The sequence below is a fragment of the Streptomyces sp. DF42 genome (assembly GCF_058267695.1).
Window position 1 is genome coordinate 9,325,802 of record NZ_CM177859.1, and the last position, 12,634, is coordinate 9,338,435.

Annotated in this window: 14 protein-coding genes; 11 read left to right on the forward strand and 3 right to left on the reverse strand. The window is 71.2% G+C overall.

Annotation, left to right across the window (positions count from 1 at the left end; genetic code table 11):
* The first annotated feature begins 64 nt into the window (after positions 1–64).
* Positions 65–874, forward strand: coding sequence for an SGNH/GDSL hydrolase family protein (locus tag ACYUED_RS42815; protein ID WP_491289787.1), 810 nt, complete (start codon positions 65–67; stop codon positions 872–874).
* 24 nt (positions 875–898) lie between these two features.
* Complete coding sequence (locus ACYUED_RS42820; RefSeq protein WP_491289788.1) at positions 899–1,522, forward strand: PadR family transcriptional regulator; 624 nt, start codon at positions 899–901, stop codon at positions 1,520–1,522.
* 91 nt (positions 1,523–1,613) lie between these two features.
* Here the strand turns inward: ACYUED_RS42820 and ACYUED_RS42825 are convergent, their stop codons facing one another.
* Entirely contained in the window at positions 1,614–2,093 is a 480-nt protein-coding gene (locus ACYUED_RS42825; protein WP_491294697.1) for an ATP-binding protein, read from the reverse strand.
* Between the two features lie 463 nt (positions 2,094–2,556).
* Between ACYUED_RS42825 and ACYUED_RS42830 the strand changes: the two genes are divergently transcribed.
* From ACYUED_RS42830 to ACYUED_RS42845, 4 genes are all read left to right on the forward strand, one after another.
* Entirely contained in the window at positions 2,557–3,210 is a 654-nt protein-coding gene (locus ACYUED_RS42830) for a TetR/AcrR family transcriptional regulator (protein WP_491289789.1), read from the forward strand.
* A 125-nt stretch (positions 3,211–3,335) separates the two neighbouring features.
* Entirely contained in the window at positions 3,336–3,881 is a 546-nt protein-coding gene (locus ACYUED_RS42835) for a hypothetical protein (RefSeq protein WP_491289790.1), read from the forward strand.
* Positions 3,882–3,902: 21 nt separating this feature from the next.
* Positions 3,903–5,525 (forward strand): MFS transporter, encoded by a 1,623-nt coding sequence (locus ACYUED_RS42840; RefSeq protein WP_491289791.1) that lies wholly within the window; start codon positions 3,903–3,905, stop codon positions 5,523–5,525.
* Between the two features lie 78 nt (positions 5,526–5,603).
* Positions 5,604–6,110, forward strand: coding sequence for a MarR family winged helix-turn-helix transcriptional regulator (locus ACYUED_RS42845; protein ID WP_491289792.1), 507 nt, complete (start codon positions 5,604–5,606; stop codon positions 6,108–6,110).
* Between the two features lie 54 nt (positions 6,111–6,164).
* Here ACYUED_RS42845 and ACYUED_RS42850 read toward each other — a convergent pair whose 3' ends face one another.
* Entirely contained in the window at positions 6,165–6,863 is a 699-nt protein-coding gene (locus ACYUED_RS42850; protein WP_491289793.1) for an acyltransferase, read from the reverse strand.
* Between the two features lie 88 nt (positions 6,864–6,951).
* On the opposite strand from ACYUED_RS42850, the gene ACYUED_RS42855 reads away from it, so the two are divergent.
* From ACYUED_RS42855 to ACYUED_RS42865, 3 genes are all read left to right on the forward strand, one after another.
* Complete coding sequence (locus ACYUED_RS42855; RefSeq protein WP_491289794.1) at positions 6,952–7,476, forward strand: NUDIX hydrolase; 525 nt, start codon at positions 6,952–6,954, stop codon at positions 7,474–7,476.
* Between the two features lie 325 nt (positions 7,477–7,801).
* On the forward strand, positions 7,802–8,227 hold the full coding sequence (locus ACYUED_RS42860) for a CBS domain-containing protein (protein WP_491289795.1): 426 nt from the start codon (positions 7,802–7,804) through the stop codon (positions 8,225–8,227).
* Positions 8,228–8,331: 104 nt separating this feature from the next.
* Entirely contained in the window at positions 8,332–8,982 is a 651-nt protein-coding gene (locus tag ACYUED_RS42865) for a phosphoribosyltransferase (protein ID WP_491289796.1), read from the forward strand.
* Between the two features lie 93 nt (positions 8,983–9,075).
* Here the strand turns inward: ACYUED_RS42865 and argG are convergent, their stop codons facing one another.
* The gene (gene argG, locus ACYUED_RS42870) at positions 9,076–10,530 is read right to left on the reverse strand and encodes an argininosuccinate synthase (protein ID WP_491289797.1); all 1,455 of its coding nucleotides are present in this window, start codon (positions 10,528–10,530) and stop codon (positions 9,076–9,078) included.
* Positions 10,531–10,623: 93 nt separating this feature from the next.
* Between argG and ACYUED_RS42875 the strand changes: the two genes are divergently transcribed.
* On the forward strand, positions 10,624–11,712 hold the full coding sequence (locus ACYUED_RS42875; RefSeq protein ID WP_491289798.1) for a hypothetical protein: 1,089 nt from the start codon (positions 10,624–10,626) through the stop codon (positions 11,710–11,712).
* Positions 11,713–11,748: 36 nt separating this feature from the next.
* Positions 11,749–12,633 carry a fructosamine kinase family protein gene (locus ACYUED_RS42880; protein WP_491289799.1) on the forward strand — a complete coding sequence of 295 codons (885 nt, stop codon included), beginning with the start codon at positions 11,749–11,751 and terminating at the stop codon, positions 12,631–12,633.
* Position 12,634 lies beyond the last annotated feature (1 nt).

Consider the following 12,634-nt stretch of genomic DNA (forward strand, 5'->3'; position numbering starts at 1 on the left):
CGAATAAGCAATTAGTCTTCCCTTGTCGGCGTGGCGCCGGCAGGGCGAAAGGCGGACGGTGCTCGTGGCAGACAGCGGATATCTGCGATACGTCGCCCTGGGCGACAGCCAGACCGAAGGGGTCGGCGACGGCGACGACGTCCGGGGCCTGCGCGGCTGGGCGGACCGGCTCGCCGAGCACCTCGCCGAGGAGAGCCCGGGCCTGCTGTACGCCAACCTCGCCGTGCGGGGGCGGCCGGCCCGGCAGGTGCGTGCCGGGCAACTGGCGCCCGCCCTGGCACTGCGGCCCGACCTCGCCACGGTCGTCGCCGGCCTCAATGACGTGCTGCGACCCCGGTTCGACGCGGACGAGGTCGCCGGTCACCTGGAGGCCATGTTCGCCGCGCTCACCGGGCAGGGCGCTCGCGTCGCGACGCTCACCTTCCCCGACATCGGCCGGATCGCCCCTTCGGCCCGGCCGCTCGCACCACGCGTCGTCGCGCTGAACGCCCGCATCCGGGAGGCGGCCCAGCGGCACGGTGTCGTGGTGGTCGACTCGGCGCCCCACCCGGCGGTGACCGACGGCCGGATGTGGAGCGCAGACCGGCTGCACGCCAGCCCGCGCGGCCACGCCCTCATCGCGGCCGCGGTCGCCCACGCCCTGGACCTGCCGGGCAGCGACGACAGCTGGACGCGACCCCTGCCTCCCGACGCGACGGCGCGCACCGGCCTGCGAGTCGTCGGTGCCGAACTGCGCTGGGTCGGTGGCTTCCTGGGCCCCTGGGTCGTGCGGCGGGTACGCGGCCGCTCGTCCGGCGACGGGCGCCAGGCCAAGCGGCCCGCGTTGCTGCCGGTGACCGCGTTCACTGGCCTTGATAGTCGCCCTCTTGACTAATCAACAAGCTGATAAATTGGGCGAATGGCTCTGCGTAACGCGGTGATGGCCGCGCTTCTGGAGGGCGAGGCCTCCGGATACGACCTCGCGAAAGGCTTCGAGGCCTCGGTCGCCAACTTCTGGATGGCCACCCCCCAGCAGCTCTATCGCGAGCTGGAGCGCATGGAGAGCGAGGGGCTCGTCTCCGCCCGGGTCGTCCAGCAGGAGCGCCGCCCCAACAAGCGGCTCTTCTCGCTCACCGAGACCGGCCTCCGGGTGCTGCGCGACTACGTCGGCGAGACCCCGGTCAAACCGCTGGCCCTGCGCGACGAGCTGATGGTCAAGGTCCAGTGCGTCGACATCGGAGACATCGCGGAGTTCGACGCCGTACGGGCCGCGGTCGCCGAGCGCCACGAGCGGGCCACCGCCAAGCTGGCCCGCTACCGGCGCATGCAGGAGCGCATGCTGGACGGCCGCAGCGAGGAGGACTACCTCGCCACTGCCGAGCGCATCGGTCCCTACCTCACCCTGCTGGGCGGGATCGCCCTGGAGCAGGCGAACCTCCAGTGGGGCGAGACGGTCCTCGATCGGCTCGAACGGCGTTCCTCGGCACGCGGCGGCCCGGCGGTGGACCGGCCCGTCTCCGCCGATGACCTCTTGACCGGTTGACCTCTTGACCGGATTGTGTGCAACTTGCGCAGCTACGCCAGGACGGCATGACGCAGCTGTCCTGGCATCGCACCTCGCAGGGGATGATGCGCTACCTGCGCCGCGTCTGCGGTGTCCGGATCGTCGCACTCACCGATCTCGGTGACGGCATGCCGGCGGCGGTGCGCGAACCCGGATGACGTACCACCGCCCAGACGGTCTTGCCCTGCCGCCCCCGGGGCCGTACTCCCCAGGTCTGGGCGAGCTGGTCGACGAGATGCAGACCGCGCCCCTTCTCGTCGTCCGCCGTCGGCACCTCGTGCAGGACGGGCTGCGCGGAACTCTCGTCGGAGACGGCTATGAAGCAGGAGCCGTCGGCCCGCGCCGTCACCGCCATCTCGAACTCGCGCTCAAGGATGGGCCCGTGACGGACGACGTTGGCCGCCAGCTCGGAGGCCAGCAGGACGACCCTCTCCGTCATGTCCTCACCCGTGCCGTACCCCCAGGCGGCCAGATGTTGCCGCACCTGGTACCGGGCAAAGCCGACCGAAGCCGGATGGCGGGGAAGCCGGAACGTCTCCCGTCTCAGCACACGCATCCCTCCCGAATGACACAGAAAACACTCGACACTGGAAGAAGCGCACAGTGGCAGATGTTTGTCACGCCGCACACGATGCGCGGCTGGATCTGGCCATATCTGGACCGTCGGTAACGAGGGACGGCTGCATGGCCCCGCTCGCGTCGAGGCGCCGTGACAGAAGACCGGGCCGTGTCGAGCCGTCAAGAAGCAAGCAGCTCAAGGCTGGTGTGGGTCGGGGGCCTCGGGACTCCGGGACGCGAGTACCGGTCACCGTGCCACCTCCGGGTGACCGTCCGGGCAGCTGTTCGTTCTCGGACGGAATGGCTGACGTGCGCGCTTCGGCGGGCGGCCGGCGCCTCCCCAGCGGTCGAGCCCGGCGCCCGGAACCGGAACCGGCTGCGAGGTGCCGTGCCAAAATGGGCCAGCCGTTCCTCCTGCTCAGCCGTCCCGCCGACACGTCCGCCGAGGTGGATTCGTGACCAAGCCCGCCGCCGCCCGTGAGCCGCTGCGCCGCAACTCGCGGTCGAACAGGGCACGCATCCTGGCCACGGCCCGGCAGGAGCTCGGGCGCAATCCCGACGTCACCCTGGAGGAACTCGCGCGCGCCGCAGGTGTCGTACGGCGCACGCTCTTCGGCCATTTCCCCGGCCGCGCGGCCCTGCTGGAGGCACTCACCGAAGAGGCGTCCGAGACGCTGCGGGAGGCGCTCGTGCGCGGGGCGCGGCCCGAGGAGCCGGCCGAGAGGGCGCTCGCGTACTTCGTGCTCTCCCTGTGGCCGGTGGGCGACCGCTATCGGATGCTGCTGGGGCTGGCGCGGCGTGACCTCGGTGCGGAGCGCGTGACCGAGGTGCTGGCCCCGGCCCGTGAGGTCGCCACGGCCATCCTGACGCGAGGACAGCGTGACGGCGTCTTTCACTCCCATCTGCCGCCTGCCGTGCTGAGCGCGGGACTTGAGGGGATGACGGTCGCGCTGCTGGAGGAAGTGAACACCGGGGCGCTGGAGGACGACGGGACCCGTACGGCCGTGGCCGCGCTCATCGCGGCCGGAGTGCCGCAGAAGCGGGCGACCGCGGTGGTCGAGGAGGCCGCGGCGACCGTGCCGCCCGCGGAGCCCGTCCGGGAGGCGTGAGCCCCACAGCGGTGAGGGCCCGGCAGAGGTGAGGTCCGGAGGTCCGGTTCCGAGTGATCTCATACCGGGCAGGGATCGGTTGCGGCCCGGACTTCTCGCCGTCCCGACGGCGGGGCCGCGGAAGCGTGCGACGCATGAGCCGAGACCGTCACGTCGACTTCCTGCGCGCGTGGGCGATCGTCCTGGTCGTGCTCGGCCACTGGCTGATCACCGCCCTGCTGCACGGGCCCGACGGCGAACTCACCGCGCCGGAGCTGCCGGCGCGCGTGCCCTGGATCCAGTGGTTGACCGTGCTGTTCCGGATCATGCCGCTGCTCTTCGTGCCGGAGGCCATGCGGCGGGTACACGAGCTCTTCCTTCAGCGGGGCGGGTGTGTCTGTGAGGACGCGACAGCGGTCGCCAGCCGGCCACGGCGTGAGGAGGAAGCGGGCCAGGGCGGTCGCGGCGCCGGAGGCCGGACCGCGGGTGACGGCGGCGGCGCGACGTATCGCCTTCGCCGCGTGCGCGGCGATTCCCTCCACGGGCGCGGAGCGGCCGGCGAAGTGGACGTGGACCGTGCGACGTGCGAATCCGCCGGCCTTGGCGATGTCACCGAGGGTGCGGTCGGGGGCTCCGGTGATATTTGCACATCGATGGGCAACAAACTAGTCTGCACATCGATGGGCAATTAACTCGTCCCCTAGGAGCCTCCGATGCCCTCCCTTGCCAACACCCCCGTAGAGAAGATGGCCGGGCCCTACGCGCGGCGCTGGTGGGCCCTGCTGGTCCTGTGTCTGAGCCTGCTGATCGTGGTCATGGCGAACACATCGCTGATCGTGGCGGCGCCGGCCATGACGAAGGACCTCGGTCTGAGCAGCAGCGACCTGCAGTGGGTCATCGACGGCTACACCGTCCCGTACGCGGCGCTGATGCTGCTCCTGGGCTCGATCGGCGACAAGTACAGCCGCCGCGGCGCACTCGTCGCCGGTCTGGTGATCTTCGCCGGGGGTTCCGTGATGGGCAGTCTGGTCCCTCAGACCGGCCTGGTCATCACGGCCCGGGCGATCATGGGTGTCGGTGCCGCGGTGGTGATGCCGGCCACGCTGTCACTGCTCGTCGCGATCTTCCCCAGGAGTGAGCGCGCCAAGGCCATCACGGCCTGGACCGCCACCTCCGGGCTCGCGATCGCCGTGGGCCCCCTGGTCGCCGGGTACCTGCTGGGGGACCACGCCTGGGGCTCCACCTTCCTGATCAACGTCCCCATCGCCGTCGCCGCGGTCATCGGCGCCCTGGCGCTGGTCCCGCCCTCCAGGGCGGCGACGATGGGCCGGATCGACTACGTGGGCGGTCTGCTCTCCATCGTCTCCGTCGGCAGCCTGGTCTACGCGACCATCGAGGGCCCGCACTTCGGATGGGGCGCCGGCCCGATCGCCGCCGCCGCCGTGGTCGCAGGGCTGGGCCTGGCCGCCTTCGTCGCCTGGGAGTTGCGCCACCCGCACCCCATGCTGGACGTCCGCAGGTTCCGGCTGCGTCCCTTCAGCGGCTCCATGCTGGCGGTGCTGTTCTTCTTCTTCGGCACCTTCGGCGCGATCTACTACGCCACGCAGTTCCTGCAGTTCGTCCTCGGCTACGACGCCCTGGAGACCGGGATACGGCTGCTGCCGCTGGCCGGTGCCGTCTTCGTCGGCGCCGCGATCACCGGCCGACTGACGCCGAAGCTGGGGATGAAGCCGATGGTGGCCGCCGGCATGGTGATCGGCACGTTCGGCGTCCTCCTGCTCACCCAGATCGACAAGAACTCGACGTACACCGACTTCCTGCCGACGATGGCGCTCCTCGGCTTCGCGATCGGCCTGAGCGTGTCCCCGGCCACCGACACGATCATGGGTTCCTTCCCGGAGGGCGAGTTGGGTGTCGGCGGTGGAGCCAACGACACCGCGCTGGAGCTCGGCGGCTCCCTGGGCATCGCGATCCTCGGCTCGCTGCTCGGCACCGCCTACCGCGACAAGCTGACTGAGATGATCGGCGGCCACCTCCCGGCCGCCGCGCTGGACGCCGCCAAGGACTCGGTGGGCGGCGGTCTGGCGGTCGCCGAAGAGGTCGCGAAGAACCCCAGCGGCGGGGCGCAGCAGGCGCAGGCCCTGGTCGAAGCCGTGCACGAGTCGTTCGCCCACGGCGTCGCCCGCACCAGTCTGATCGGCGGGATCATCATGGCCGCCGGAACACTGATCGTCCTCGCGGTGCTGCCCGGCCGCCGGACCGGCGAGTCCGGTACCGCGGAGCCGTCGGTGTCGGTGGAGGTGGACCGGGAGCCGGAGTTCACGGACGCCCACTAATCGCCGGGCGAACCGTGGGGCATCGGGTCCAGGGTCAAGTGATTGAAAGTTCAAACTAAAGCTCGGTAGAGTGTGCCCATGTCCACGACGCCGCGCTGGCTCAACGCCGACGAACGACGGGCCTGGCTGGCCTACGTCGACTTCTCCACCCTGCTCGCCGACCATCTGAACCGGCAGCTGCGGCGTGACGCCGGTATGACACACGCCGACTACAGCCTGCTCGCCCACCTCTCGTCCACGCCCGACGGCGTTCTCGGCATGTCCGAGCTGGCCCAACGGCTCAAGATCACCCGCAGCCGGCTCACCCACGCCGTGAGCCGGCTGCGCGAGGTCGGCCTGGTGGACCGCAGGGAGGACCCTGACGACGGCCGCGGCCAGCTCGCCGTCCTCACCGACGGAGGCAGGGCTCTGCTGGAGCGGGCGGCCCCGGGACATGTGGCCGCCGTGCGCCGGGCCGTGTTCGACGCGCTCACCCCGGAACAGGTACGGCAGTTCGCGGAGATCGGTGAAGCCATCAGCGACGCCCTGCACCGCGCCGAGAGCGCCGAGACCGACGCGGCGGTGCTGCCATGGCGGCGCCGGTAGCGACAGGCAGCAGGTAACAGGCGACAGGCCTGCGGGAACAGGCCGTTGGGGGAGCTAGGCGTGCCGGCCGAGGCCTGTGCGTGCCGGCTCGGGGCGGTGGACGCCGCGTGGCCGGTAGCCGAGGTCGTCGGAGCGGCCCAGCAGGTCGGCGAGATACCAGATGATGGCGAGCCACATCTCGGTGCCTTGAAGGCCCGGCTCGGGGCCGGGGCCCGTGGGTCCGAAGCCGAACCCCCGGCCGTCGTGCCAGCGGGGCAGGGCGGCGGCCAGCTGACGCTCGGCCCAGGCCCGGATCTCGGCCGTACGGTAGCCGTCGCCCCCGGAGCCCGCACCGAGCTGTCGGCCGCACAGCCACAAGGGGTGCGCCACGTCCAGCACGTTGCAGGCGGGTTTCGTCGAATGGTTGAAGCCGAGCAGTGACGTGTGTGCGCCGATCCGTACGCCGTCGCCCAGCACGACCGTGCCCCGCACCGTGGTGAACGGGTTCAGCGTGCAGTCCGCGCCGGTGGTCAACTCCCCGGTGACATAGGCGTGCGCGGCGATGTACGAGTCGTCGCCGAGGCGCAGCCGGTCCGGGAACACCGCCGCGGAATGGGCGACGTAGCACCGTTCGCCGATCCCGCTGTCCCCGCCGACCGCCCGCTGCCGCGACCACTGGGCGTGCCGCTGCGCCTCGTTCGCGTCCTCGGCGAACAGCCACGGGCAGTGGTCGAAATGCCGTACAGGCGCATCCTGTTGGTGATCCAGGTCCATGAGCCGAACGGTAGGCAGCCGGACGCCCGCCGGGAAGGGGCCGTAGCGGGAAGCACGACTGTCAGAGGCTCGCCGTACTCTCCGGCAGATGACACCGCACCGCATTGAAACCCGCACCCTCGAAGCCGCAGTGCGGGATGCGCGGCAGGCACACGCCGTGTACGACAACGCCCTGGAGCGGCTGCTGCACCCGCAGGCGGCGCTGAACCCGCCGTTGGCCGCCGAGGTGTGGTGCTTCGACAGCACGCTGACGCAGGTCCTGCTGGTGCGGCACCGCTGGCGGGGATGGGTGCCGCCCGGGGGCAAGGTGGACCCCGGCGAGACGCCGCGGGAAGCGGCGCGCCGGGAGCTGCAGGAGGAGACCGGCGTCCGGGCCGAGCTCCTTGAGGCGCCGGCGGCCGTCACGGTCCGCTCCTATCACCCCGACTGGTCGGCCACCGTGGGTGTGACCTTTCTCGAAGTCCTGGACCGAGGACCGAAGTTGACGCCCGAAGAGGGCCAGCCCGCGGCGTGGCTGCCGCTCGACGAGCCCTGGCAGGGCTGGTTCTGCGACGACCGGCTCCTGATGCGGCAGTGCACGGACCGGCTGCGGCGACGGGGCCATGGATCGTGAGGATCTTGACGGCATAGGTTGGGCGTCTGCCCCGTCGCGACGCCCGGCACGCTCCCCCACTGCCGCAAGGGGCGTGGAGATGGCCCCACTCGCCGCACCGGGCACAGACCCAGGTACGTCCAGTACGAGGGCCCGCACCCGGCGGCTCCTCCAGCCTGCGGCCGGGGGACCCCGGAGCACGCACGGGACGCCGCTCACTCCTTTACGGGCAGACGTTGCCTGCGGAGCACTGGATCAGCCATGACCCGTGGCCGGTTTACCGGGCCCGCTGCGGGCTACGCGGGCGACGTGCCCAAGCTCGCCGATCCAGGACCTGGGAGGAACCATGACCCGGAAAGTACGCGACGTGATGTCGTCCGGCGCGGCCGCCGTCGAGCCCATGACCACGGTGGCTCGCGCGGCCCGAGTGATGCGTGAGCAGGACGTCGGAGACGTGCTGGTGGCCTACGACGTCGATCTGTTCGGCGTGCTCACCGACCGTGACATCGTGATCCGTGCTCTCGCCGAGGGCCGCGACCCCGCCGTGACGACCGTCGGATCCGTGTGCACGCCACCGCCCGTGGCGACCCTGACGCCCGACGACACGACCGACCGGGCCATCGAGCTGATGCGCCGGCACGCCGTGCGCCGCCTCCCGGTCGTCGAGCGCGGCGGCTGTCCGGTCGGGGTGATCAGCCTCGGCGACCTGGCCGCGACGGAGAATCCGCACCCCGCGCTGACGGACATCGGCAAGGCGGCACCCAACCACTGAGGGGGGCCCACGGGGTCAATCGCCCCGGGCGTCGACCGGCGCGTGAGGGGTACGCGGGGCACCGGAGGAGGGGGCCGTCTTGGTGGGAAGGAGTGGCGACCGCGATGCAGTTCCATGACCGCGGGCAGGCCGGGCGGGAACTGGCCGAGCGGCTGCGGATCCAGCAGGAGAAGGGCGCCCTGACCGACCCCCTCGTCCTGGCGCTGCCCCGCGGAGGCGTCGCCGTGGCCCACGAGGTGGCGCGCGTGCTCGGCGCCCCGCTCGACGTGCTGGTCGTACGGAAGATCGGCGTTCCGGACCACGAGGAGTTCGGCGCCGGCGCGATCGTGGGTGAGGAGGATCCGCTCTTCGACCGGCGCACCCTCGACTACCTGGGCCTCAGCGAGACGTCGCTCGCCCCCGTGGTGAAGAGGGAACGCGAGGAGCTCCGCCGCCGCGAACACCTCTACCGGCAGGGCCGTCCCGCCCTCGATCTGAGCGGCCGGACGGTCATCGTCGTGGACGACGGGCTGGCGACCGGCTCGACGGCCCGCGCAGCCCTTCGCTGTGTACGGCGTCAGTCGCCCCGCCGCGTGGTGCTGGCCGTGCCGGTCGGCTCACCGCAGGCGGCGGAACAAATGAGCGCCGAGGCCGACGAGGTGCTCTGCCTGCACCGGCCGCCCGGCTTCACATCCGTGGGCCTGTGCTACGAGGAGTTCGGGCAGCTGACGGACGCGGACGTGCTCGCAGCGCTGCGCATGACGGCCGAACACTGAAGTGCCTGACCTGGCCGAAATGACGATGGGGACGCACCACCGGAAAGTGGCGCATCCCCGTCGACGATCACTTCGTGCCGTACGGCTCAGGGCTCAGTCCGTGCCGGACTCCATCGCGGCGCGGTCCAGCAGCGCGTCCGCCTCGGACACCTCGCCGCGGGAGGCGATCGCCTCGGCGCCGCCCTCCGGCAGCTCCGGCATGGTGCCGATCAGCCCGGTCGCGGCCGCCTGCGAGGCACCGATGGTGGGGCTGCCGGTGCCGATCAGGCCGAGACCGACGTACTGCTCCAGCTTGGCGCGGGAGTCGGCGATGTCCAGGTTGCGCATGGTGAGCTGGCCGATCCGGTCCACCGGGCCGAAGGCGGAGTCCTCGGTCCGCTCCATCGACAGCTTGTCCGGGTGGTAGCTGAACGCCGGGCCCGTCGTGTCGAGGAGCGAGTAGTCCTCACCGCGCCGCAGCCGCAGGGTCACCTCGCCGGTGACGGCCGCGCCGACCCAGCGCTGCAGCGACTCACGGATCATCAGCGCCTGCGGGTCCAGCCAGCGGCCCTCGTACATGAGGCGGCCAAGCCGCCGTCCCTCGTTGTGGTACTGGGCGAGGGTGTCCTCGTTGTGGATGGCGTTGACGAGGCGCTCGTACGCGTTGTGCAGCAGGGCCATGCCGGGCGCCTCGTAGATGCCGCGGCTCTTGGCCTCGATGATCCGGTTCTCGATCTGGTCGGACATGCCCAGGCCGTGGCGGCCGCCGATGGCGTTGGCCTCCATCACCAGATCGACGGCGCAGGCGAACTCCTTGCCGTTGATCGTCACCGGGCGGCCCTGGTCGAAGCCGATCGTCACGTCCTCCGTGACGATCTCGACCTCGGGGTCCCAGAACCGCACGCCCATGATCGGCTCAACGGTCTCGACGCCCGTGTCGAGGTGCTCCAGGGTCTTGGCCTCGTGGGTGGCGCCCCAGATGTTGGCGTCGGTGGAGTACGCCTTCTCCGTGCTGTCGCGGTAGGGCAGGCCGTGCGTGAGCAGCCACTCCGACATTTCCTTGCGGCCGCCGAGCTCGGTCACGAAGTTCGCGTCCAGCCAGGGCTTGTAGATGCGCAGGTGCGGGTTGGCGAGCAGGCCGTAGCGGTAGAACCGCTCGATGTCGTTGCCCTTGAAGGTCGAGCCGTCGCCCCAGATCTGGACGTCGTCCTCGAGCATCGCCCGCACCAGCAGCGTGCCGGTGACGGCGCGGCCGAGCGGAGTGGTGTTGAAGTAGGCGCGCCCGCCGGAGCGGATGTGGAACGCCCCGCAGGTGAGCGCCGCCAGGCCCTCCTCGACCAGTGCCGCACGGCAGTCGACCAGGCGGGCGATCTCGGCACCGTAGGTCTTCGCACGACCGGGCACCGAGGCGATGTCGGGCTCGTCGTACTGACCGATGTCGGCGGTGTAGGTGCACGGGACGGCGCCCTTGTCGCGCATCCATGCGACCGCCACGGAGGTGTCGAGACCGCCGGAGAAGGCGATGCCGACGCGTTCGCCGGCGGGAAGGGAGGTGAGGACCTTGGACATAGGAAGAGTATGCATCATCTCGCATGGTCATGCAAAGAGGGTTCCGTCAGGGTTCCTGTCCCCGAGGTGCCGCCGTTCGGGCACCATGATCGTGTGACATACGCGGTGACTGTGGACATGGACCTTCCCAAGGGCGCCCCGGAGCTCGACGTTCTTCAACGGGAGGGCGTCGTCTTCCTGCTGCGCAAGGGCCTCGATTCGATCGCGGCCATCGAGGGACCCGACGGGATGGAAGTCGATCTGGTCGACGACGTCATCGCCGTCCACCCCGGCGGCGCCCTGCTCAAGCTCTTCATCGACGCTCCGGCACTGGAATTCGCCGAGGATGCCGCGCGCGAGGTGGTCGCGGAGCTGCTGGAACGGACCGAGCCGCTCGCCGACTGGGAGATCACCCGCTGCGGGGTGGACCTGCACCCCGAACTGCTGCAGGAGAGCCTCGACGCGGCCGACGGCCCGGACGCCCCGCCGGCGGATCCCGCGGAACGCGCCCGCCGGCACGCCGCGGCCGAGCCCTCCGGCGGCACCGGCCATGTCGACGAGGCGGCCGACGCCGAGGACATGCGGCGCAGGCTCCGCGCGCTCGCGCCGAGTCTGCGGGCCTTCCCGCTCGAGTCGTTCGGCCACTCCGACGACGAGGAGCAGCGGATCGTCAGCCGTGAGGCGGCGGAAGTGGCCGCGGGTGCTCTCGTGTACGCCATCGATCTTCTGGTCGACGAACTGTTCACGGACCTCGCGGGTCTGGAGGAGGACGGCCCCACGGTCGCCGAGACCGACGCGCCGTTCATGATCCTCGACGAACTGCCCCCGCAGTTCGGGCTGCAGTACACCGTCCTGTTCGTGCGCCGTCTGACCGTCACCGCCGTGACCATGACCGGCCGCCTCACCCAGCCGGACTTCGGCCGGCCGACCTGCCTGGCCGAGGAACTGCTGCTGAAGTTCCTCGTCGCCCAGGCGGAGGCGACAGCCGATCTCTACGAGCTGCTGAGCGACGAGGTCGAGACGGCCCTCCAGGTCTTCGCCGACGGCGTGTCCGAGGACATGGACCACGAGTGGCTGTACGCCCCGGCCGTGGACGGCAGCGGCAACGGCACCGTCCAGGACTGGTTCATCCCCTTCGACGACGAGCGGTCCGTCCATCCGTATGCCGCGAACGGCGACAGCGGCGACGAGGACCTGGACTGAATCCCGTCACGCCGGGGCGGACCTAGGCTGGTGGCCGTGCACATCAGCTCCCCTTCCACACAGGACAGCGACGGCGGGCCCGGCGCGGCCGCGGCCCGGATCACCGGCCGTTCGGTGCGCAGCGAGCGCCGGTTGTCCGGTGCCCTCGCCGAAGTCGGCCTGGACGGCGGGCAGTCCGTGATCGTCAAGCGGGCGGACGCGGCCGGCGCGGTACGGGCCGAGGCGGCGGGACTGTGCTGGCTGACCGATGCCGGCACGGTCGCCGTTCCGAACGTCCATGGACACGACGCGCGTTGGCTGGTGACGGACCTGGTTCTGCCGGGCAGGCCCACGGCCCCCTCGGCGGTACGGTTCGGGCGTGGACTGGCCGCCCTGCACGCCGCGGGCGCACCGGCGTTCGGCGCGCCACCGCCCGGTGGCCCGGTCGAGGCGTACATCGGGCGCGCCCCGATGCGCAACGTTCCCGGCACCGACTGGCCGCACTGGTACGCCGAGCAGCGTGTGCTGCCGTATCTGCGCGGTGCGGTCGACCGGGGCACGATCCGCCCCGCCGAGACGGCCGCGGTCGAGCGGGTGTGCGAGCGGCTGCCCGAACTTGCGGGGCCCGCCGAACCGCCCGCCCGGCTGCACGGAGACCTGTGGAACGGCAACGTGCTCTGGGGGGCCGACGGGGAGGCCTGGCTGATCGACCCGGCCGCGCACGGCGGGCACCGGGAGACCGATCTGGCGATGCTCCACCTCTTCGGCTGTCCGCACCTGGAGCACGTACTCGACGGCTACCAGCAGGTGGCACCCCTCGCGGACGGATGGGCGGACCGGATCGCTCTGCATCAGCTGTTCCCGCTGCTGGTGCATGCCGTGCTCTTCGGCCGCGGCTTCGCCGAACAGGCCCTCACGGCGGCCCGAGTGGCCCTGGCGTGAA